The following is a 21,570-nucleotide window of genomic DNA, read 5'->3' as shown; positions in this document are numbered from 1 at the left end:
CCTTTTAGGCGGCAGGATGAGACAGCGAGGCACACTTCATCTTCAATCTGACGGTCAGAATGCTTTTAAAAGCAGCGACATCACCGCGCGGCAATCCGTCACACGCACTCCTTCCAGTCACACGCCACACCCGAGTAGTGCGGCTACCAGACCGCTTCACCCCGAGCGTTGTGAGCTGCTACCAGCTAGTCACGACACTGCTACCAAATAGCCGGTCGCAACACCTATGGTCTGGTAGCTGAACCCGAATCAGTCAAAGTCGAGCTTGCTAACAAGGCCTTAAATGCATCGGATTCTTTACGGAGTAGGGCGGGATCCCCCTCGGCCATTTTTCTGCCTTCCTCCATCAGAATTACATAATCTGAATTAAGTGCTGATGATATTCGGTGGGTGATCATTACGACGGAACTATCGCATTCCGAATTGGTGACAATGCTCTTGGCTTCTTCGATCAGGCGAGCCTCTGCGAATGGATCTAACGCCGACGTAGGCTCGTCCACAACTGTCAAACAGGCCTGATTTGCGCCAATTAGCCCTCGAGAGTTTCCTAGTCGTTGCCATTGCCCACCTGACAGTTGGTGCTGAGAATTTAGCCAACTTTCGCCTAGCTTTGTGGAAGCTCCCTCGGGTAGCTTAGATATCACCTCAGCTGCCCCGCTAGCAAGCAAGGCGGCATCTTGGTTCGTAAAGGGTCCATTCTCGCCTATTTGAGGCAACGTGCAGCATTCTATCGCCTTGAGCTCCCATCGGCTGGGGTGCTGCGGGACTCCAGCGATGAATTGCTCAGTATGTGATGACGCCCATGCGATTGTGCCTTCTTGGGGCTTTCGAACTCCCCTTAGAATTTGGGCAAGCGTTGACTTCCCGGATCCATTGGATCCGATAATGGTTATCAATGACCGCTTTGGCATCGAAATTGAGACGTTGATTAGGGCTTTAGAAGTGGCGTCAGGATATTCATAACAAACATTCTTAAGCTCGACTAGCGCGTTTTCAGTCTTCGGCAAAATGCTTCGACTGTCCAGTGTTTGGCAGGTAAGCCCTTTTATAATTCGTTGAAATCGAGAGTACTGTCTGCGCGCGCGTGAAATATCTGAATACGCAAATCTAACGCCGGATAGAACAGTAAAAAGCTGGAAACTAGCCAATATCGCCAGCAGGGCCCCCTCAGAATCGTTGTTAGCAATACTACGCCACAGCACAAACGCTACAGTCAAAAAATAAGTGATTCGCGCCAACTCAGTAAACAGAACGACAAAGCTATTTGCTTTCAGGCTTGGCGCTGCCCAGCGTGCCACTATCTTCCTGTAGTTCTCAAAAAACCAATTAGTTGCGCCGTAAACTCGTAGTTCGGTTGACGTAGAGCCGTTGTTCGCAAGATTCGCCATGTCAGCTAGCTCTACTTGGATGGGTGCCGATTCAGCTTCAGCTTGCTCTTGAAGTTTTTCTGAATATATGCCTGTCCAAATGACCGGCACACTTGCTGGTATGAGAAGGATGAGTAAGGAATTTGTATAGGCCGTCGAAAGAACGACAATAAACGGGATGAACAATGTGACGACTGCAAAATAGCCACGTGCCAACGCCTCCCCGAGTACCGATTGCCTTGAACGAAATACTTCAAGGTCACTCACCATGTTCTTTGATTCCATGCCATCCAGGTACTTCTGGCTGCCGATTACCTCGGCAATGCGTTTGTCTGTCGCGGCACCGATCTGAAATGCAAACTCAATTTGGGCGTTTCCTGCAATTGGGCCGATTACGTACAGAAGCGACGTAACACAGAGAAAATAAACAATTCCGCTCCAGTTTGGTAGCGACAATGAGAAGATACTTCCTGACAACGCTACGTTGACCGCGAGAGGGAAAAGCGCTGTTCCCAAAGTCAATATGGTGTAGATCGCAAAAACGACCATTGTACGGATTGATAAGTTGCTCAAAAACACGCCAATCAGCGACCGATGAGACTTGTTGACTTCATTCCTTCCGGCTTGATCGTTTTTCTTGAGACTCATCGAGTCTCTCCCTTCGGGGAATTTCCAGCACATGAAGTCTTTTCCGAGCTTTTTGATCCAACAGCATAAAGACGCTGCTGGGTTGTGAACATTTGGGCATAAAGTCCCTTTGTGTCAGCCATTAGCTCTTTATGGTTACCCTGTTGAACAATTTTTCCGTTATCAATTACAATAATCCGGTCTACTTCAACGACAGACTGCAGTCGGTGCGTTATAACGATGACGGTGTCATTGGGTTCTGCATTTCGGATCACGAGATCATAAAGAGCTTGCTCCGCATGGATATCTAGTGCGGACGTGGGCTCATCCAGTAGAATCAAGCGACCCCACTGGGCGCTTTCGCTAAGAAGCGCGCGCGCAATTGCTAATTTTTGCCACTGTCCCTCGGAGTATGCTCCAGGAGATTTGGTTGCGTTCAGTATGTGAGAGATACCTAATTGATCTGACAAGGTTTGAACATTAGCCGGTGAAAGATCACGCCCCAGTTCAATACCTTCGTTTGGATCACCAGGATACTTCATGAAATCTTGCGCTACGTAGCCCAATCCGGATCCATCAAGCCTGACGCTGGGAGGTAAACCGTCAAGCGTGACTAGTCCCTGTTGCGCTTCCTCTTGCCCAGTAATCAGTCTTGCGAGTGTAGATTTTCCGGCCCCATTAGGTCCGACTATTGCTACTTTTTCCCCAAGTTTAATGGCTAGCGTAAGTCCTTTGAGCACTGACTTGTTTTTATAGCCAAATCCGACGTTTTGAAATTCGATAAGCCGATCATTTGGGGTGCGAGGCTCCGCGCTGCAAACTGCTGTCAGTTCCTTGGGTCGCTTGACTGCTTGCGAAACCATTTCGTCAAATTCATGTGCTCTAATTTGGATAGAACCTTGATTGCCAACTCCGGAAAGACCTGGTAGAGCCACGACTGCTGCACTGAGGAATCCTGGATAGTCTAGGTTGTTAGCTCTCAGTGCCCAGGCAAAAAACAAGCACATTGCGCCGACGAGCGGCAAGTTAGCGATCGCGCTTTGTACAATGCCCCTCTTGGTATCCGAGCGTGCAGTCTCAAGTCGTTTTCGCGAATAACTCTCGAAGCGTCTCGTCAACAACTTATTCAGTCCAAAAAGACGGGTCTCTTCTGTAAACTCGGGAGACGTCAATGCCCTCCAATAGAATTGGCTCCGGATTGACGATTCATCAGCGACGCTCGACAATTGCTGTTGCTGCTTTACTGCAAATGCGAATGTCCTGTGTCCCGAATACCAAGTTGCAGCCGTCACCAAGGCGGCGAGTATGAAGTTCCATTGCGCCAATACCAAGAATGAAGCAAGACCACTTAACCGCTTTTGAATCACATAGAACTGAAGCGAGATTCCTTCTTGCCCGACCCATGTTCGAGTCTGTTCGCTAAGACTTGACCTTCCATTTTTGAAATCCCTGCACAGTGCAGCCGGCTGGAGAACGAGTTGAACCGCGTATTGCAATCGGTAAATTAATAAATCATTGACTGCGCTTACTACAGGAACGCCAAGTAACAGGGCAATCAAAGGAGTAAATGCACTCAAATTCAGAGTTTCGGGTTGCGAAAGCCTACTTACGGATTGTGACACTTCAAGCATTAGCGCTAGTTGAAGTATCGCAGACGCAAAAGTACAGATTACTGAAGCGCAAAGCAGCTTTGGGGCCGAAGCCCAAGCTAACTGCAAAGTGTTAGGGTAAGCAATTTTCCTCATTCGAACAAACTGAAAGAATCCCAGTTCTTCCAGCTTCCTCCCCTATAAAGTTAATGCGACAGGTCAGGACCCCGTCGGAGTATGTGCAGAAAGGCGGTCGTAGTCGCAATCTTGTCCGAAACGGACGTACGCAACTACTCCAAGAGTGAATTGGGTATTCATTTCCATGGACCCGCCTTTCTATCAAGTGGGGAGTTACTTGTCTTGCATCATATCTTTGGTTTTGGGTTTCGCGCTGGAATTTGAGTTACTTCCTAGGGATTGAGGTCCGAAGTATCGGCCGCAAGCTGAAAATTCCCTAGTATCGAGTTCTTGATCGAGTCCCCGTAGTTCCATTTTTGGAAATCATCCCGACGTGCAATGGCAGTAATCCCCACTTTGTCAGCTCTGTCTTCAGATCTACGGTATCTACTGTCAGCTTCTGGTGGTTGCCGAAGTTTTGGGGGCGGCTAGACATAAGCTATATGCGAGATACCCAGCTTGTCGCACACCTGACGTGCGTCGGCCGAATCCTCCAGGGAGCAGCACCCGCGGGCAGACTCGCGCGTTTGCTGCGCATCTTTGCTCAACGCCAGGTGTACGCCGACAACATCATGACCAGCCTCAACAAAAGGCGCGCGGCGGCCACAGAGGAGTCGACTCCCCCGCTCATCGCTGCCAATACTCGCATGTCAGCGCAGTGTAGTGCCACGCCCACGAAAGGTGAAACGTCGGGCCGTAACGATGAGGACGCATTCTAGACATATACCCCCATGGGGTATTAATGTGGATGACAGCCGTCGTGCTAGGCCCCGGCACGGCCGAACCGATCACAACTATGAACTGCAACGAAAGGACAGAACCATGAACGACAGGCACACCCACTCCCACACCGGACCCGGTGGGTACGCCAGTCACCACGAACACAGCAACCACGAAGGCCATGCCGACCACAACCACGCAGAGCACGCGGGCCACGGAGAACATGGAGGCCATGGCCACGCGGGCCACACAGGCCACGGTGATCACGTTGCCCAGTTCCGCAGACTCTTCTGGATCATGCTGGTTCTCGCTATCCCGGTCGTCGGGTTCAACAGCACTTTCGCCCATCTCATCGGCTATCAGCTGCCAGACACGGAATGGGCCCGGTGGATCTCGCCGCTTTTGGGCACGGTCATTTACTTCTGGGGAGGTCGCCCGTTCTTGTCCGGGGCGGCCTCAGAGATCCGCTCCCGCAAACCCGGCATGATGCTACTGATTGCGCTCGCGATCACGGTCGCCTTCGTCTCCTCTTGGGGTGCGAGCCTGAACTTGCTGGACCGCGGGCTGAGTTTCTGGTGGGAACTGGCGCTGCTGGTGGTCATCATGCTGCTGGGGCACTGGATCGAGATGCGCTCCCTCGCCCAGACCACCTCGGCCCTGGATTCGCTCGCCGCTCTTCTGCCCGACGAGGCCGAGAAGATCGACGGCGACGAAGTTGTGAAGGTCTCCCCGGCGGATCTTGAGGTCGGCGATATCGTGATCGTCCGGCCCGGAGCGTCCGTGCCCGCCGACGGCACAATCGTCGACGGCAGCGCCAGCATGGACGAGTCGATGGTTACCGGCGAGTCGAAAACAGTGCGCCGCGGTGAAGGAGAGCACGTGGTTGCTGGCACTATCGCGACTGACTCGGGTCTGCGAGTCGAGGTCACGGCCACGGGTAGCGACACCGCGTTGGCCGGCATCCAAAAGCTCGTCACCGATGCGCAAGAATCGTCATCGCGGGCGCAGCGCCTCGCAGACAAGGCCGCCGCGTGGTTGTTCTGGTTCACCCTCGGCGCCGCCATTCTGACCGCCGTGGTCTGGACCGTCGTCGGCATGCCAAATGACGCCGTGGTACGCACCATCACCGTGCTCGTCATCGCTTGCCCACACGCCCTCGGCCTTGCCATCCCGCTGGTCGTCTCAATCGCGACTGAGCGCGCGGCACGCGGCGGGGTGCTGATCAAGGATCGGCTCGCGCTCGAATCGATGCGCTCAGTCGACGCTGTGTTGTTCGACAAGACCGGCACGTTGACCAAGGGCGGACCCACCGTCACCGCGATCGACCCCGCCGGCGGGCGTGATAAAGAAGACGTGCTTGCCCTGGCAGCGGCCGCCGAAGCAGACAGCGAGCACCCGCTCGCCCGCGCCATCACCGGGGCTGCTCAGGCCCGTGGCGTAGCCGTCCCGCAGGCCACCGACTTTTCTTCGTCCCCAGCAGTGGGCGTGAAGGCAACGGTTGACGGTGAGGTAATCGAGGTCGGTGGTCCCTACCTGCTTGAGATGCATTCCGCCGAAGAGCTCCCCATCGCAGACGAGTGGCGAAAGGAGGGCGCGATCATTCTCCACGTCCTCGCCGACGGCGAAGTGATCGGCGCGCTGCGGCTTGCCGACGAGATCCGCCCCGAGTCCCGCGACGCCGTCGATGCACTGCACACATCGGGTGCTCAAGTCGTCATGATTACCGGCGACGCGCAGGCCGTGGCGAACACCGTAGCGGGCGAATTGAGCATCGATCGGGTCTTCGCCGGTGTGCGGCCGGAGGACAAGGCCACAAAGGTCAAGGAACTGCAGAGCGAGGGACACAAGGTCGCCATGGTCGGCGACGGCGTCAACGACGCACCGGCGCTGGCCCAGGCCGATGTCGGTATCGCGATCGGTGCGGGCACCGACGTGGCCATCGGCTCGGCGGAGGTCATCCTGGCAAGCTCTGATCCGCGATCGGTGCTCTCGGTCATTGAGCTCTCGCGAGAGACCTACCGGAAGATGAAGCAGAACCTCTGGTGGGCGGCCGGTTACAACTTGCTGTCCGTGCCGCTGGCTGCCGGTATCCTCGCTCCAATCGGTTTCGTGATGCCGATGAGCGTCGGTGCGATCCTGATGTCGGCCTCGACCGTCGTCGTGGCTCTGAATGCGCAACTGCTGCGCCGACTCGACCTCACCCCACAGAGCAGCACCGACCGGATACTTAACCGGTCCAAGTAGCCCGGTACCGTCCACACCAAACAAGGAGGCCCATAATGAACGACCACGGCTACATCAGCGAAAAAGACCGCTATCTCGCTCGTCTCAAGCGTATCGAGGGGCAGACCCGCGGTATTCACCGCATGATCGACGAAAACGCCTACTGCATTGACATTCTCACCCAGATCAGTGCGGTCAACGCGGCGCTGAAGAGCGTAGCACTGGGTTTGCTGGACGATCACTTGGAGCACTGCGTCGCCAATGCCATCAAAGGCGGGCAGGAAGCCGAGGACAAGATCAAAGAGGCGTCCGCAGCTATCGCGCGGCTGGTGAAGTCCTAAGCGTCATACCGCAGTACGACGCGGCTGCCCGCGGCGGCAAGTAGCGTGGACGGTCATGAACTTATCCACTCCCCGCGCAGTGCTGATCCGCAATGCGAGCATGGCAGCGTTCATGCTGGTCACCTGCCTAGTTGGGCTGCTGCCGGATTCGCGGCAGTTGGTCGTCGGGCTCGCACTGCTGGCCTGCGCCGTTGCGGCCCCGTTTACCCGCTGGCGCTGGCCGCTGGAAACGTTCGCTGCGATACTTGCGGTGCTCATTCCCGCGGCGTTCTGCAACTCACTCCCCGTCGGCACAATCGCCGTGGCGCCGTTCGCCGCCTACATCGCCAGGCGCCACCTGCCCGCCCCGCACCGCGACATCGCCACGGGTGCACTGCTGCTTGGCGACGCCGCAGCCACCGCGTTCGTCATCCCCGCGCTCACCGCGCTCGAGCCTGCCGAGCGACTCCCCTACGTCTTCTGGAGCATCATTCTGCTCACTGTGGCGTTACTTTTCGGTGAGCTTCGCCGCCGCGCTGAAGAGAGCGCGGAGCAAGAGCTGGCGCGCCAGCGTGCGGAGATCGAACGCGAGGCCCAAGAACAGCGTGCCCACCTAGCCCGAGAAATTCACGACATTGTCACCCATTCACTGACTGTCATCGTCGCGCAGGCCGACGGCGCACGCTTCGGTGACGAAACTCTAGAAGCGAAAGACGCGGCATTGCGCACCATTGGCAGTGTTGGTCGAGATTCACTTCGCCAGATGCGGGGCGTTGTCGAGTTGCTGCGCAGTAGCGTGCCACGTCCGGTCGAACCGTTGGCGAAATTAGACATTGACGGTCTCGTCGCCACAAGCCACGCCGGCGGACTTCAGGTGGACTACACCGTCAAGGGCACCCCACCCGAGGATTTAGCACCGGTCACAGCGCTAACCGTCCAACGCATCGTCCAGGAATCCCTGACCAACGCCATGAAGCACGGCACCGGCCGCGCCGAGCTCGCGGTGCGCTGGGGCGCAGATAACGTCGTGGTAGAAATGACGAACCCGGTCGCTCCCGGCGCGACCACTCGTCCGGGCCACGGAGTGGAGGGCATGCGGCAGCGCGCGGCGCTTTCCGGCGGCACGGTGACCGCATCCGCCACCCCAGCCGGCACCTGGACCACAATGGCAAGGATCCCGCTGAACTCATGATCACTCTCGGACTCGTAGACGACCAGGCGCTTTTCCTCCACGGCATCCGCAGCGTCATCGACTCTCAGCAGGATATGCAGGTGCGTTGGCTTGCTGGCAACGGTGAGGAGGCGATTCGGGCATGCGGTAATAAAGCGGTAGACGTGGTGCTTATGGACGTGCAGATGCCTGTGTTGGACGGCATCGCTGCGACGAGGCAGGTCGTAACAACGCATCCGGCGACTAAGGTCATCATCCTGACCACGTTTGATGATGAAGCTTATGTACTCGGCGGTCTTGGTGCCGGTGCCAGCGGGTTCCTGCTCAAGGATGCTGAACCAGAGACCTTGCTCGACGCTATCCGCACCGTGGCAAACGGTGATGCGGTGATTTCTCCGCGGGCGACGAACCGGATCGTGGCAAAGCTCCATGCTCCGGATGAGGAAACGATTGGCCTGTCCCCCGCCGACCGGCTGGCGCTAAACGAGCTAACTGAGCGCGAGCGCGAAGTGCTCGTGGCAATCGGCCGTGGGTGGTCCAACGGGGAGATCGCTCAGCGTATGTTCATCTCCATGCCAACGGTGAAAACCCACGTGGGCAGAGTGCTGGCGAAGACACAGTCGCGAGACCGCGTCCACGCAGCACTTTTCGCCTACCGCACCGGGCTGGTGTCGCGCACCGACCTGTTGGACTCCTGACGCGTCATACTCCGGTATCACGCATAAAATCGTGCCTCGCGCCGACGCGAAACCCCATGCCCTGCGCGAGTCTTGGGGACATGGAAACACCGATGATTCAGACCCACGGTCTGACCAAAACCTATGGACACACAGACGTCGTCCACAACCTCGATCTCAAGGTCGCTCCCGGCGTAGTGCATGGCTTGCTCGGTCCGAACGGCTCCGGCAAATCCACCACGATGAAGATGCTGCTCGGCCTCATCGCCCCCACGCACGGCGACATCAGCGTGCTCGGACACCCCATGACGCGAGCGAACCGCGCGCATGTCCTTGCCGGTGTCGGCTCGCTCATCGAAGCCCCCGCCGCTTACCCGCACCTCACGGGTGGTGAAAACATGCGTATTGTCGCGCGTCTGCTCGGCGCCGATCCCGAAGCGGTGCGCCGCGCGGTGTCGCTGGTGCGCCTCGAGGGCCAGATGGACAAGCTGGTGAAAAACTATTCGCTGGGTATGAAGCAGCGCCTCGGCATCGCGATGGCACTCGCACGCGACCCGCAGTTGCTTATTCTCGACGAGCCCACCAACGGCCTTGACCCCGCCGGCATCGAGGAAATCCGCGAACTCATCATCAGCCTCGCCCGCGACCAAGGCCGCACGGTGCTGGTGTCGAGCCACCTGTTGTCCGAGATTGAGAAGATGGCGACCGACTTGACCATCATCAATCACGGCAAGCTCGTGTTTCAGGGCTCCCAAGACGAGCTGTACAGCGCGCAGTTGCCGGATGTGTTCATCCAGACGCCTGAGGTTGCAACCGCAGTCTCGGTCCTTCGCGCACTGCAACCGAAACGGGTCGAGGGGGGTGTGGAGCTTTCCGGGCTTAACGACGACCACCTCGCCGACACCATCGCCCTTTTGGTTGCATACGGCGTGCCACTCCACCAGATCCTGCGAAAACGGCGCAGCCTCGAGGACATCTTCATCGCCTTGACCAACGACGAGGTGGCCAGCGCATGATGGTGGAATTTGCCAAACTCAAACGCACCAAAATCGTGTGGCTGAGTCTGCTGATGACGGTTGGCATTGTCCTATTCGCCAACATGAGTCTCTTCGCAGGCGACACCGCCGCAGCATTCCGGGCCAACCCAGAAACCGCGTGGGCGGGACATCTCATCGGATTCGCCATGGCGCTGGCGTTTTTGACCCCGTTGCAGCTTGCACTGGTGGCCAGCCGCATCGTGGATACAGAGCACATCAGCGGCGGGTGGCGGCTCAACGCCATCGCAGGAACTCGACCCGGAGCGCTGCTTCTTCGAAAGTTAGGTGTTGCGACGGTGGTAGTTGTCGTCGCAAAGAGCATTGAGTTCGCTGGGGCCATAGCGCTGCCCGTCGCGATGGGCGCGCCTGCACCGCACGGATCCATGCCGGCCACTTGGCTGCGCTTCGGCCTTGGTGTCACGGGCACCACGCTTGCGCTCCTCGCTGTGATGCTGCTGCTCGCCGCGCTTGTCGAACCCCAGCTTGTCGTGCTCGCAGTCGGGGTCGTCGGCGGGTTCTTCGGAATCGCATCACTGCTGTCCCCGCCGTGGCTGGCTGCAGTCAATCCCTTCGGGTACATCGCTGTGATCCTTCCGTTCGGCTTCACTGAGGCAGGGGTTACCCCTTCGCAACCCGGATGGTTGCTGTGGAGCGGCTACCTCGTCCTCGCCGTTGCGGTCTTGGTCGCCGGTACTAAAGCCCTGGATCGAAAGGAGATCTAGACCATGGACCTGATCCTTAACGACCTGCTCAAGCTTCGGCGCTCGCACGTCTGGGCGGTCGCGCTTCTCGTCCCCGCGGTTGCCGTCGCCATCGGCGCCGGCAACTACGCCGCGAACACCGGCACCCTGACCGCCGGTTGGGGTAGCTACTTCTCCCAGGTCATGCTGTTTTATGGGTTGCTGTTCTGTACCGCTGGCATCGCGATCCTCGCCGCAGCCGCCTGGCGGGTCGAGCACCGCGGACACAACTGGCTCAGCATGCTCACTTCGACGCGTTCGGTGGGCAACCTGGTGGCGTCGAAAATCGCCGCGATCGCGGTTACTGTTACGGCGATGCACGCTGTTCTCATCGGCCTCACGTTGTTCGTCGGTTGGGCTTTGCGGATTCCAGGTGCAGTTCCAAGCGAGCTCCTCGTCACAGCGTTATTGGCACTGGCACCAGCCGTTGCGGTGGCGTCGTGGCAGTCGCTGCTGTCCATGGTCATCCGTAGTTTTGCCGCACCTATCGGCATTGCGGTGGTGGCAAGTCTCGTATCGTTTGGCGCACTCGCGGCTGGAGTGCCTGGCGTGCGGTTCATCGTGGCGCCTGCGTTGTTGTCGCACACGCTGTGGTTGGGCAGTTCCGCCGTCGCCGCCGCTGGAGCGCTCGACACTGGCACCGTCACAGGCGTTCTCGCTGCCTCCTCAGCGTTGACCGTGGCTGGCTGGGCGGCTGCAGTGGCCTATCTACGGGGCACGGACGCACGCCTCTAGTCGACGGGCGCAGGCCGACGGGTACGCTGACCAGCCATGGCTACAAAAAGCGAGTTTCATGAGATCGATACCGGCATCGCCGAGGTTTTGCACGAGCCAGACGGCTCCATGGTGCTGCTGGTCAACGGCGTGCCAAGCTCGCACATCGTCCCAGGTGATCCGGAGCGCCTGGATTTTGAGTACATGCGCTGGATCGCAGACTTTTTAGATAGCGCCTACCCGGATACAGACAAGCCGAAGGCACGCCTGACTCACCTCGGCGGCGCGGCCTGCACGATGCCGCGCTACTTCGCCAGCAAATGGAAAGGATCACGCAACACGGTTGTGGAGATCGACGCTGAGCTAGCGATCCTGGCCCGTGAGCTGTTCGACATCCCGCGTGCGCCGGCGGTGAAGATCCGTGTTGGGGACGCTCGCGAAGTCACCGACACGTTCAAGCCAGAAACCCGCGACGTGATTATCCGTGACGTGTTCTCGTCCGCCACCACCCCGCGCAGTCTGACGACGGTGGAGTTTTATGAAAACGTCAGGGCGTCGACAAGCAACAGCGGCCTTTATGTTGCCAACTGTGGCTCGCATGCAGACCTCAAGGAGGCCAAGGAGGAGCTAGCGGGCATGTGCGAGGTGTTCCCGCATGTGGCGGCGATTGCGGATCCTCCGATGCTGAAAGGCAGGCGCTACGGCAACATTGTGCTCATTGGCGCTAACCAGCCGATTGAGGCAAGCCCGCAGCTTAACCGCAACCTGCTCATGGGTGCGGTGCCCGCCCAGTTCAAGGGTGAGGCGTGGTGCCGTGCCTTGGCAACGACGCCGCGCCACGACTCCCCTACTGCCCCCGCCGAGTAGTTACTTCGCTGCGTTGTCCAGAAGAATCAGCAGGTCACCGATCTGGTAGCGGCCAGCAACCATGTTCTTAAGATCCTCTACCGGCAGCTCGCCTGTGGTTGCCAGGCGCTGTACCAAGTTGGCGATATTGCGGGCATCGGCATCACTAAAGCCAGCGAGGTCGACGGCCTTCGTCAGCTCACCCAGGCCGACGGCGCCTGCAGCAAGTGCCAGAATCGCCAACACCAGCGCAGTGTTGTCTTGCTCCAGCACCTTGAGCTCACCTGATTCTGCGACCTGGAAACGTTCCAGCACGCCGCCGCCTGCGCGCGTGTTGCCAGCCGCAAACTGGTGGAACTGGCCAGTGTTGCCGTTGTACAGGTTCATGTCCACTGGCGTGGAAATACCCAGCACGCGGCCGGATTCACTGCGCTGCCAAAAACTCAACTTGTCCCAGCCACCCACCGGGCGCGGCGGACGGTTCTGGTACGCAGCCAGCCACAGCGGGTAGTTGGTAAAGGCGTTGGTGTTGTCCATGTGCTCGTACCAGAAGTAGCGGTACGTGTAGATCATGGGCGTCTTGCCGGTCAGGCGTTGCACCTCGCCGAGGAAGAGCTGCGTCCATGCGGTCAGCTGCAGCGCGCTTTTGCCTTCAGCCACCTCAAGGTCAAGCACCGGCGGCAACTGGGTTGCAGGGCCTTCGTTGATCACGGAGGCGAAGTAGCGGGCTTGTGCCAGCGCATCGCCAGCCGGGCGCGCGTAGTGGTAGGCGCCAACGCGCATACCTGCATCGGCTGCGGCGCGAACATCCTCGTCGTAGAAGGTGTTCTTCCAGTCGGAGCCTTCAGTGGCCTTTACAAAGGCGAACTGCTGCATGCCTGGGCCGGAAACCTGCTTCCAGTCAATTGCCTGGCCGCCCGGTCGCTGGTGCCCAGCAACGTCAACGCCAGAGATCAGCCCAGGAAAAGACTGGGCAATCGCAGGCAGGGGTGCAAAAGTCAGGGCGGCAGCGGTTAAGGCAGCAACAAGTCGACGCATGCGCGCGACTTTATCACACTAGTCACACCAGTCACACATACAACACGGGTTACGTTCGACGCACCTGTTACACCAGACGTGCGCGCTCCACCACGTCCGGCAGCAGCGCCTTGATGGTCTCAATATCCTCGGCAGTTGTGGTCCTGCCAAACGTGATGCGCAGCGCGCCCATGCCCTCTTCCTGACCAATGCCCATGGCCTCCAGCACACCGCTTAGGCGGATCACGCCTGCAGAACACGCCGAACCCGCAGAAACCTCAACACCTTGCTGGTCAAGCAGCATGATCATGGCATCTGCATTCGCACCCGGGAACATGAAGTGCGCGTGTCCCGGCAATGCAGGCTCCTGCGTCGTCATCACGGCATCCGGGATGGTGGCGAGGATATAGTGCGCCAGATCGTCGCGAAGCAGCCGCACCCTCGCGGATTCTGTTTCCATCTCCCCGACCGCCTCTGCAAGTGCCGCAGCCGTCGCCGCCGCCGAGGCCACATCCACCGTGCCGGATCGGATGCCTCGCTCCTGGCCGCCGCCGACGATCACCGGCTGCGGCGCCGGCGAACGCTGAGCCAACAACAACCCAGTGCCGCGCGGGCCGCCAAACTTGTGGGCACTTGCGGCAAGCGTGGTGGCACCAAGCGCATGGAAATCAACCGGAATACGCCCCACTGCCTGCACCGCGTCTACATGCAACGGCGTGCCAGCTACCTGTGCGCGACGCGCCGCTTCCTCAACCGGCTGCACCGCACCCGTTTCGTTATTAGCCCACATCAACGTGGCTACTGCCGCGGGCGTATCCAGGGCGGAAAGATCAGTAACGTGACCGTCGCGGCCCACGCTAAGCCAGTCCACCTTCGCACCCGTACGCTTAAGAGCGTGCACACTCTCCAGTACCGCGGGGTGCTCGATCGTGCTGGCCACCACACGGTCTAGCTCACTTGCCGCGTACAGCCCGCGCACCGCAATGTTGTCGGCTTCTGTACCCGAGCCGGTGAAGATGACTTCCACCGGGTCCGCCCCGAGTAGCTGCGCGATCTGCTCGCGTGCCTCCTGCAGCACCGCATTCGCTTTGCGCCCGGATGCATATTGGCTTGCCGGGTTCACCGCACCCGCATGTTTCGCAAGCGCCTCAATGGCACAGGCACGCATAGGAGTAGTTGCCGCGTGGTCAAGATACGTCATAGGGCTCTAACTTACGCGCCCTGCCCTCACTTACGCGGTTTCGCGTGCGGTGCAGATATGAGCCACCGCGGCGTCCCCGATCCTCGCAATGACTACAGCCATCTGCGTCTTACCCCGCAGCTTCCACTTGCCACGCAGCTGGTCTGGGTCAACGTCCACGCCGCGTACCAGGATCTCCACCGAACCCGCGCCGTGGCTAGCCAGGGCAGCTTTCAGCTTCTTCAACGGCACCGCTTCGAGGAAACGGAAGCCGCTGTAGCCCGCCGGAATGGCCTCACCGGCACAAAACGCGATGTGTTCATCCAGCATCCACAGCCCGTGGCGTGCTGCCCAGTGAGCAACCAGCCCGGCGCGCACGATCGCTCCGTCTGGCTCGATGATGAAGGTGCCCGCCTCCCCTACTGAAACGTCCTCGGGTTCTTCCGAGGTCACGCGTTCTTCGAAGTCACCGCGCAGCACGACGGCTTCACGGCCGCCTCCGAAGTCTGCTGAGTACAGGCATGCTTCCTTTACCCCGCCGTCTACGGAGACCACGCTGACTAGGCCTTCCCATTGGGAGTAGTCGATGCCGGGTGCGCATTTCACGGCTAGCGGTCTGCCTCGGTAGGCGTCCACCAGGTCCGGCAGGGGTGGCATGAGTTTGGCGGGGTCGGTGATGCGCCGGCCGTCGGCACGTCTGGCGGGGTCGGCGACAACCACGCCGTCGCTTGTCACCGGGTGTAACGCGTCAGCGCGCGCCAACCACGCACGCTCGCCTAGGTTCTCGCGCGCCATGGCAAGGCGCACCATATCCAGGTCTGAACCGATCCACTGCACGCCAGCTTCCGCAAACGCCGGCGCTTCCGAGCCGATCGAGCATGTCACGTCGTGCACCAGCCCATAGCCTGCCGCAGCAATGCGCCTGGCGCGGACATCCGCCACTGCCCGCGGGGTGGCCTGTTGCGCCGCATCGGCGTCAGTCAGCCAGTCTCCCGGAAACTTGCCGGCACCCATGCGTTGGGACGCCACGAGTTCACTCACCGCCCGCGCACCTTCACCAAACTCACGCTCAAGCAGCGCACGGTCAGCGAAGATGGACTTCTTCGTCAGCGCAAGCTGTCCTGCGAGCTCCTGGATGCGGGGGCGGTTGGTGGCAAGCAGCGCGACGTCGTCAAGCGAAAAGCTCATAGCTTGCGACCAATGCGATCCTGCGGTGCACGGTAGAAGTACTCCTCCATGCGGGGGTCATCGACCGGGTCACCTACAACGGGGGTAATCGTGCGGTGCTTTGCTGCTTCAATAATCTCCGCGACCGAATCGTAGGAGGTGAGCTCCATGATCTGCATCCACGTCGGTGGGGCGAAGCGGACAAGGCCTGCGCGCCAGCCGTCCATCAGCAGGGAGGGCGAGAACCAATTCGCGTCATCCGCCTCATCTGTCTCAGCATCCGGCTCTTGGCCCTCGGGGTTGGCGGCAAGGAAGCTGAACGTATCAAACCACATGCCGCTTTCAGAGTTACCCACCCAGCGGGCAAAGGGATGCAACAAGTCACCGCATACCGCAAGCTTGTTCTTTTGCAGCACATCCGTGAGCGAAAGCTCATGCGTTTCAAGCGTCATTCGCTGATCGTGGTACGTGCGGGCATCCGAGAGCACCTCGCCTGTGCCATCCACGGCTAGGAAAATACCGGTCTCCTCAAACAGCTCACGCACTGCCGCAAACAGAATCGCACGCGCCTTGTACTTAGTCACCCCCAACTGGCGAGCGAGCGAAATGGCACTACGGCCCTGCCACAGCTCACCGTCATCCCAGGAACGCCCCGGGAAATCGCGAGTGTCAACGCCGCCGCCCGGAAACACGGTCAACCCCGGGTAGTTCAGCATGGACAGCACGCGCTCTTGCACCCACACCTTCATCCCGTCAGCGTCATCGCGCAGCAAGATCACGGTTGCAGACAGGCGCGCGCCGCCGTAGCCGGAGGTGTCAGTGACATCAATTGCGTCACCTTTATCCGCCGACACGGCACCAGTCGTGCGCGCCTTATCCATCACTTGCGGTGCGCCCCACCCCTGGCCTTGCGTGCACGGCGCGCAGCAAAACGGCCATCCTCATACGTAACCTCAATCGGCTGGTGGTACGCCTTGGTCACGTTCTCACTGGTCAGCACGTTCTCAATAAGGCCTTGTGCCACCACATCGCCCTCATCCAACAGCATGGCGTGAGTAAACCCATACGGGATCTCCTCAAGGTGGTGGGTGATCATCACAATCGCCGGGGCGTCCGGGTCAAGCGCCAGATCCCCCAGGTACGCAATCAGATCCTCGCGGCCACCCAAGTCCATGCCGGCCGCTGGCTCGTCCATGATCAAAAGCTCCGGGTTAGTCATCACGGCGCGCGCGATCAACACACGCTTCTTCTCACCGTCAGACAACGTGCCCCAGGTGCGATCAATCAGGTGCATGGCGCCAACCTGCTCAAGCACCTCCACAGCCTGGTCATAGTCCTGCTCGTCATATTCCTCACGCCAACGCCCCATAATGGCGTAGCCTGCGGAAACAACCAGATCCCCCACCTTCTCCTGATCCGGTACGCGCTTGGCAATAGCCGAAGACGTCAGGCCGATCGCGGCGCGCAGGTCACGCATGTCGGTCTTGCCCAGCTGCTCACCCAACACAAAGGCGGTGCCGGAAGACGGGAACTCTTGTGCCGATGCCATCCGGATCAGCGTGGTCTTGCCAGCGCCGTTGGGGCCGATAATCACCCAGCGTTCGTCCAGCTCAACCTGCCAATCCACAGGGCCGACAAGGGTATTGCCGCCGCGCACAAACGTCACATCGCGGAAATCTATAAGCAGGTCAGGATCCGTTGTCTGATTCACCCCTCCTATTGTGGACTAAAATTCGCTCCAAGTGTGGGAAGTCGAAACGCTGCGTGGCGACTACGCTTGAAAAGTATGGTTGCTCGCTTTGGAATAGATGACGTCCGCCCCCAAGTCTCCGGCCGCACCCTGCCCGCGAAAGCGGTAGTCGGCGAAGTTGTCCCGGTCTCCGCGCTGGTGTGGCGCGAAGGCCACGATGCAGTTGGCGCCACACTGCAGGTAACCTCCCCGAGCGGAGCGGAGTACTCCATTGCCATGCAGCCCGAGGCATATCGCCCGGACTACGTGCACGCCGTCTTCGTTCCGGATGAGCAGGGTTTGTGGTGCTTCCGGGTCGACGCATGGAGCGACGTGCTTGCCACCTGGCGCAACGCCGCCTCCAAGAAGCTTGCCGCCGGCCAAACCGCCGAAGAGATGGCCAATGACCTCGCCCACGGTGCAGCTCTGTTTAAGGCTGCAGGTAAGAAGCGTTTGAGCACGCTGCTTGTGGACGACACGGTGCCACTCGCCGACCGCGTCAACGAGGCTGTACACGCCGAGGTAGAACCACTGCGTGAGCTGCTCTCGCATGGACCTATTTGTGATGTGTACGTTGAGCGTCGGCAAGCTTTGGTGAACTCCTGGTACGAGCTGTTCCCGCGCTCCACCGGCGGGGTGGATGCCAAGGGCAACCCGGTGCATGGCACCTGGGCAACAACCGCCAAGGCACTCGACCGTGTTGCCGCAATGGGTTTTGACACCGTGTACTTCCCACCCATTCACCCGATCGGTGAAGTCAACCGTAAAGGCCGCAACAACACCCTGACCCCGGAGCCGGGCGACGTTGGCTCCCCGTGGGCAATTGGATCTGCCGCAGGCGGCCACGACGCCTTCCATCCAGAACTTGGCGGCGAAGAGGAATTCCTGGACATGATGGACCACGCTGACGAGCTCGGCCTGGAAATCGCCCTGGACCTGGCACTGCAGGCCGCGCCAGATCACCCCTGGGCCAAAGACCACCCGGAGTTTTTCACGGTGCTGGCGGACGGCACGATCGCGTACGCGGAAAACCCGCCGAAGAAGTACCAGGATATCTACCCCATCAACTTTGATAATGACCCGGAGAAGATCTACGCGGAGATCTACCGCGTGGTCATGTACTGGGTCAACCTGGGCATTACCACCTTCCGCGTGGATAACCCTCACACCAAGCCGGTGAACTTCTGGCACTGGCTGATCTCCAAGGTCCACGAAACGGACCCGGATGTCATCTTCCTAGCGGAGGCGTTTACCCGCCCGCCGCGCATGTACGGGCTGTCCAAGGCTGGGTTTAGCCAGTCCTACACGCACTTCACATGGAAGACCAGCAAGGCTGACCTGACCGATTTTGGGCAGTTGCTTCTAGACGTTGCGGATATCTCCCGCCCCAACCTCTTTGTGAACACGCCGGACATTTTGCACGAATCCCTGCAAAAGGGCGGCCCGGCAATGTTCGCACTGCGCGCCACCCTGGCCGCAACGATGAGCCCATTGTGGGGCGTGTACTCCGGCTATGAGCTCTACGAGCACGAGCCGGTCCATGAGGGCAGTGAAGAATACTTGGATAGCGAGAAGTACCAGCTGCGCCCCCGCGATTTTGAGGCGGCACTTGCCCGCGGCGAATCACTTGAGCCCTACATCACCATGCTCAACCGCATCCGCCGTGAAAACCCGGCGCTGCAGCAGCTGCGCAACCTGCACTTCCACGACATCTCTAATGACCAGCTCATCGCGTACTCAAAGGTGGATGCGATCACCGGCAACGCGGTGCTAGTAGTGGTCAACCTGGATCCCTACTACACCCAGGACGGCATACTGCGTCTCAACCTTTCAGAGATCGGCATCAACCCTGGTGAGTCTTTCGAGGTCACCGACCAAATCACCGGCGCAACGTATACCTGGGGTGCAGAAAACTACGTGCGCCTGGCGCCACAGCAAAATGTTGCGCATATCTTCGTGCTGCCAAATATTTCACCTGAACGCAGGCCGGGTACAGCGTATCGTCGCATATCTGACCACGACTACCGTCCGTAACTTCTAAGGAGCTCACATGAACAACGTTGCAATCGATCAGGCCGACTACGGCCGGCTCCTGAGTTGTACCCACCACGCACCACACGACATCTACGGGTGGCACCCACTCGGTGACGCCTCCATCGTGCGCACTCGCCAGATCGGCGCGGAACGCGTAGAACTACTTGTCCACGGCGATGCTTTGGAAATGGAAGCCGTTGGAGATGACTTTTGGGTCGCCCCGTTGGAAGACGACCTGTCGCCCGACTACCGCTTCCGCATCACCTACCCAGGGTTGGAACCGAAGATCGTCGCGGATCCGTATCACTTCCTGCCCACGCTTGGTGAGCTGGACCAGCACTTGATTTCTGAGGGCCGCCACGAACGCCTGTGGGAAGTCCTCGGCGCCAACGTGCGCAGCTACACCACCTCCCTTGGAGAGGTCACCGGCACCTCCTTTGCCGTCTGGGCACCCAACGCCAAGGGCGTGGCCGTCATCGGTGATTTCTGCGGGTGGAACCCCAGCCAGTACCCGATGCGCTCTTTGGGCTCGACAGGTGTGTGGGAGATCTTCATCCCCGGCATTGAGCCTGGCACACAGTACAAGTTTGCTATTCACACTGCCGACGGCACACGTATTGACAAAGCCGACCCAATGGCCAAGCAGACGTTGTGCCCACCAGAGACGGTCTCCGTAGTCGCCGCGCCAAGCACCTTTGAGTGGAGCGACGAGGAGTGGATGCAGGCACGCGCCGGCGTCGACGCCACCAATGCCGCCATGAGCATCTACGAATGCCACATCGGCTCCTGGAAGGAGGGCGCGAACTTCACCACCATGCGCGAAGAGCTCGTGCCCTACCTTGTAGACAACGGCTTTACGCACGTGGAATTCCTGCCCGTTGCGGAGCACCCCTTCGGTGGCTCCTGGGGCTACCAGGTCACCGGCTACTACGCACCGACTGCACGCTGGGGCACCCCGGATGAGTTCCGCGCCCTGGTAGACACACTGCACGCCAACGGCATCGGCGTGATTGTGGACTGGGTACCGGCCCACTTCCCCAAGGATGCGTGGGCGCTTGCGCGTTTCGACGGCACCGCCCTCTACGAACACCCCGACTGGCGCCGCGGCGAGCAAAAAGACTGGGGCACCTACGTGTTCAACTTCGGCCGCAACGAGGTGCGTAACTTCCTGGTGGCCAACGCCTTGTACTGGTGCGAGGAGTTCCACCTCGACGGCCTGCGTGTGGACGCTGTAGCATCGATGCTCTACCTCGACTACTCCCGCGAGCCCGGCGAGTGGCTTCCAAATGCCGACGGCAGCCGCGAGAACTGGGAAGCCGTCCAGTTCCTGCAGGAAACCAACGCTACGGTGCACCGCAACTTCCCTGGCGTGCTCACCATCGCGGAGGAATCCACCGCGTGGCCGGGTGTTACCGCCCAGACCGACGCGGACGGCCTCGGCTTTTCCTGCAAGTGGAACATGGGCTGGATGAACGACACGTTGGAGTACTTCTCCCTCGACCCGGTCCACCGCTCCTACCACCACAACGAGCTGACGTTCTCCCTGGTCTACGCGTTCAGCGAGAAGTACGTCCTGCCGTTCAGCCACGACGAAGTGGTCCACGGCAAGGGCTCCCTGTGGCAGCGCATGCCTGGCGACGACTGGAACAAAGCCGCCGGCCTTCGCGCCCTCTACGGCTACATGTTCTCGCATCCCGGCAAGCAGCTGCTCTTCATGGGCTGCGAGTGGGGCCAGACCACCGAGTGGGACGAAGCGCACTCCGTGAACTGGGACAACCTTGATAACGGTTGGGGCCACGAATACCACCGCGGCATCCACCGTCTGGTGCGTGACCTGAACTTTGTCTACCGCGACAACCCTGCACTGTTTAGCCAGGACAACACTCCCATGGGATTCCAGTGGCTTAAGAGTGATGACGCCGCGCATAACCTCCTCGCCTACACCCGCTGGGGCGCCGACGGCCAGCCGATTGTCGCCGTGATCAATTTGAGCGGCAGCACCCACCAGGGCTACCGCCTTGGCCTTCCCCAGGGCGGCGAATGGGAGCTCATCATCAACACTGATGACGCTGTCTACGGCGGTGCCGACAACCACCTCCCGGATGTGGTTTCCGCCGAGGCGGTTAACTGGGACGGCTTCGATCAATCCGTGGCGCTGACCCTGCCCGCGATGAGCGCGCAGTGGTACAAGCTGCGCCGCTGACCTACGGAAACCTCGCGCTAGGCGAACTCCAG

The 21,570-nt window shown here is 59.7% G+C and carries 17 protein-coding genes and 1 pseudogene; 10 read left to right on the top strand and 8 right to left on the bottom strand.

Annotation, left to right across the window (positions count from 1 at the left end):
- Positions 1 to 224: 224 nt before the first annotated feature.
- From I6I71_RS08265 to I6I71_RS08255, 3 genes and pseudogenes are all read right to left on the bottom strand, one after another.
- On the bottom strand, positions 225 to 2,015 hold the full coding sequence (locus I6I71_RS08265) for an ATP-binding cassette domain-containing protein (RefSeq protein WP_201820289.1): 1,791 nt from the start codon (positions 2,013 to 2,015) through the stop codon (positions 225 to 227).
- Positions 2,012 to 3,625 (bottom strand): ATP-binding cassette domain-containing protein, encoded by a 1,614-nt coding sequence (locus I6I71_RS08260; RefSeq protein WP_201820286.1) that lies wholly within the window; start codon positions 3,623 to 3,625, stop codon positions 2,012 to 2,014. Before I6I71_RS08260 ends, I6I71_RS08265 begins: the two co-directional genes overlap by 4 nt.
- 584 nt (positions 3,626 to 4,209) lie before the next feature.
- Positions 4,210 to 4,409 (bottom strand): annotated as a pseudogene (locus I6I71_RS08255) (tRNA 2-thiouridine(34) synthase MnmA); the annotation flags it as partial.
- A 173-nt stretch (positions 4,410 to 4,582) separates the two neighbouring features.
- On the opposite strand from I6I71_RS08255, the gene I6I71_RS08250 reads away from it, so the two are divergent.
- The 8 genes from I6I71_RS08250 to I6I71_RS08215 all read left to right on the top strand — a co-directional run bounded on the left by I6I71_RS08250 (position 4,583) and on the right by I6I71_RS08215 (position 12,229).
- Positions 4,583 to 6,724: a heavy metal translocating P-type ATPase gene (locus I6I71_RS08250; RefSeq protein ID WP_201820283.1), complete on the top strand. Its 2,142-nt coding sequence runs from the start codon at positions 4,583 to 4,585 to the stop codon at positions 6,722 to 6,724.
- A 35-nt stretch (positions 6,725 to 6,759) separates the two neighbouring features.
- Complete coding sequence (locus I6I71_RS08245) at positions 6,760 to 7,044, top strand: metal-sensitive transcriptional regulator (protein WP_201820280.1); 285 nt, start codon at positions 6,760 to 6,762, stop codon at positions 7,042 to 7,044.
- Positions 7,045 to 7,099: 55 nt separating this feature from the next.
- Positions 7,100 to 8,215 carry a sensor histidine kinase gene (locus I6I71_RS08240; RefSeq protein ID WP_201820277.1) on the top strand — a complete coding sequence of 372 codons (1,116 nt, stop codon included), beginning with the start codon at positions 7,100 to 7,102 and terminating at the stop codon, positions 8,213 to 8,215.
- Positions 8,212 to 8,892, top strand: coding sequence for a response regulator (locus I6I71_RS08235; RefSeq protein WP_201820274.1), 681 nt, complete (start codon positions 8,212 to 8,214; stop codon positions 8,890 to 8,892). The genes I6I71_RS08240 and I6I71_RS08235 overlap by 4 nt, the downstream gene beginning before the upstream one ends.
- 80 nt (positions 8,893 to 8,972) lie before the next feature.
- Positions 8,973 to 9,887, top strand: coding sequence for an ABC transporter ATP-binding protein (locus I6I71_RS08230; protein ID WP_201820271.1), 915 nt, complete (start codon positions 8,973 to 8,975; stop codon positions 9,885 to 9,887).
- On the top strand, positions 9,884 to 10,630 hold the full coding sequence (locus tag I6I71_RS08225) for an ABC transporter permease (protein WP_201820268.1): 747 nt from the start codon (positions 9,884 to 9,886) through the stop codon (positions 10,628 to 10,630). The genes I6I71_RS08230 and I6I71_RS08225 overlap by 4 nt, the downstream gene beginning before the upstream one ends.
- Positions 10,631 to 10,633: 3 nt before the next feature.
- Entirely contained in the window at positions 10,634 to 11,383 is a 750-nt protein-coding gene (locus I6I71_RS08220; protein WP_201820265.1) for an ABC transporter permease, read from the top strand.
- 36 nt (positions 11,384 to 11,419) lie between these two features.
- Complete coding sequence (locus I6I71_RS08215; RefSeq protein ID WP_201820262.1) at positions 11,420 to 12,229, top strand: spermidine synthase; 810 nt, start codon at positions 11,420 to 11,422, stop codon at positions 12,227 to 12,229.
- On the opposite strand, the gene I6I71_RS08210 is transcribed toward I6I71_RS08215, so the two are convergent.
- The 5 genes from I6I71_RS08210 to I6I71_RS08190 all read right to left on the bottom strand — a co-directional run bounded on the left by I6I71_RS08210 (position 12,230) and on the right by I6I71_RS08190 (position 17,283).
- Positions 12,230 to 13,246: a glycoside hydrolase family 25 protein gene (locus I6I71_RS08210; protein WP_201820260.1), complete on the bottom strand. Its 1,017-nt coding sequence runs from the start codon at positions 13,244 to 13,246 to the stop codon at positions 12,230 to 12,232. It lies immediately after the preceding gene.
- 67 nt (positions 13,247 to 13,313) lie between these two features.
- Positions 13,314 to 14,426 carry a cysteine desulfurase family protein gene (locus tag I6I71_RS08205; RefSeq protein ID WP_201820258.1) on the bottom strand — a complete coding sequence of 371 codons (1,113 nt, stop codon included), beginning with the start codon at positions 14,424 to 14,426 and terminating at the stop codon, positions 13,314 to 13,316.
- A 30-nt stretch (positions 14,427 to 14,456) separates the two neighbouring features.
- Entirely contained in the window at positions 14,457 to 15,593 is a 1,137-nt protein-coding gene (locus tag I6I71_RS08200; protein WP_201820255.1) for a THUMP-like domain-containing protein, read from the bottom strand.
- Positions 15,590 to 16,453 (bottom strand): NUDIX hydrolase, encoded by an 864-nt coding sequence (locus I6I71_RS08195; protein WP_201820253.1) that lies wholly within the window; start codon positions 16,451 to 16,453, stop codon positions 15,590 to 15,592. Before I6I71_RS08195 ends, I6I71_RS08200 begins: the two co-directional genes overlap by 4 nt.
- Positions 16,453 to 17,283, bottom strand: a complete 831-nt coding sequence (locus tag I6I71_RS08190) for an ABC transporter ATP-binding protein (protein ID WP_236587283.1) — start codon at positions 17,281 to 17,283, stop codon at positions 16,453 to 16,455. Before I6I71_RS08190 ends, I6I71_RS08195 begins: the two co-directional genes overlap by 1 nt.
- A gap of 75 nt (positions 17,284 to 17,358) precedes the next feature.
- Between I6I71_RS08190 and I6I71_RS08185 the strand changes: the two genes are divergently transcribed.
- Together I6I71_RS08185 and glgB are read left to right on the top strand one after the other, a co-directional pair.
- The gene (locus tag I6I71_RS08185; RefSeq protein ID WP_201820250.1) at positions 17,359 to 19,335 is read left to right on the top strand and encodes a maltotransferase domain-containing protein; all 1,977 of its coding nucleotides are present in this window, start codon (positions 17,359 to 17,361) and stop codon (positions 19,333 to 19,335) included.
- 16 nt (positions 19,336 to 19,351) lie between these two features.
- A complete protein-coding gene (gene glgB, locus I6I71_RS08180; RefSeq protein WP_201820247.1) occupies positions 19,352 to 21,538 on the top strand; it encodes a 1,4-alpha-glucan branching protein GlgB in 2,187 nt (728 codons plus the stop codon).
- The last annotated feature ends 32 nt before the right edge of the window (positions 21,539 to 21,570 follow it).

Origin of the sequence: Corynebacterium riegelii (genome assembly GCF_016728505.1) — a bacterium.
In the GTDB taxonomy this organism is placed as follows: domain Bacteria; phylum Actinomycetota; class Actinomycetes; order Mycobacteriales; family Mycobacteriaceae; genus Corynebacterium; species Corynebacterium riegelii.
This window is presented reverse-complemented; position numbering and strand designations above follow the sequence as displayed.

Excerpts from the sequence above, each read along its gene's own strand:
- I6I71_RS08225 (WP_201820268.1), top strand. The coding sequence starts at position 9,884 with ATGATGGTGGAATTTGCCAAACTCAAACGCACCAAAATCGTGTGGCTG.
- I6I71_RS08185 (WP_201820250.1), top strand. The coding sequence starts at position 17,359 with ATGGTTGCTCGCTTTGGAATAGATGACGTCCGCCCCCAAGTCTCCGGC.
- I6I71_RS08250 (WP_201820283.1), top strand. The coding sequence starts at position 4,583 with ATGAACGACAGGCACACCCACTCCCACACCGGACCCGGTGGGTACGCC.
- I6I71_RS08215 (WP_201820262.1), top strand. The coding sequence starts at position 11,420 with ATGGCTACAAAAAGCGAGTTTCATGAGATCGATACCGGCATCGCCGAG.
- I6I71_RS08230 (WP_201820271.1), top strand. The coding sequence starts at position 8,973 with ATGGAAACACCGATGATTCAGACCCACGGTCTGACCAAAACCTATGGA.
- I6I71_RS08245 (WP_201820280.1), top strand. The coding sequence starts at position 6,760 with ATGAACGACCACGGCTACATCAGCGAAAAAGACCGCTATCTCGCTCGT.
- I6I71_RS08220 (WP_201820265.1), top strand. The coding sequence starts at position 10,634 with ATGGACCTGATCCTTAACGACCTGCTCAAGCTTCGGCGCTCGCACGTC.
- I6I71_RS08210 (WP_201820260.1), bottom strand. The coding sequence starts at position 13,246 with ATGCGTCGACTTGTTGCTGCCTTAACCGCTGCCGCCCTGACTTTTGCA.
- I6I71_RS08200 (WP_201820255.1), bottom strand. The coding sequence starts at position 15,593 with ATGAGCTTTTCGCTTGACGACGTCGCGCTGCTTGCCACCAACCGCCCC.
- I6I71_RS08240 (WP_201820277.1), top strand. The coding sequence starts at position 7,100 with ATGAACTTATCCACTCCCCGCGCAGTGCTGATCCGCAATGCGAGCATG.
- I6I71_RS08205 (WP_201820258.1), bottom strand. The coding sequence starts at position 14,426 with ATGACGTATCTTGACCACGCGGCAACTACTCCTATGCGTGCCTGTGCC.
- glgB (WP_201820247.1), top strand. The coding sequence starts at position 19,352 with ATGAACAACGTTGCAATCGATCAGGCCGACTACGGCCGGCTCCTGAGT.
- I6I71_RS08265 (WP_201820289.1), bottom strand. The coding sequence starts at position 2,015 with ATGAGTCTCAAGAAAAACGATCAAGCCGGAAGGAATGAAGTCAACAAG.
- I6I71_RS08235 (WP_201820274.1), top strand. The coding sequence starts at position 8,212 with ATGATCACTCTCGGACTCGTAGACGACCAGGCGCTTTTCCTCCACGGC.
- I6I71_RS08195 (WP_201820253.1), bottom strand. The coding sequence starts at position 16,453 with ATGGATAAGGCGCGCACGACTGGTGCCGTGTCGGCGGATAAAGGTGAC.
- I6I71_RS08260 (WP_201820286.1), bottom strand. The coding sequence starts at position 3,625 with ATGCTTGAAGTGTCACAATCCGTAAGTAGGCTTTCGCAACCCGAAACT.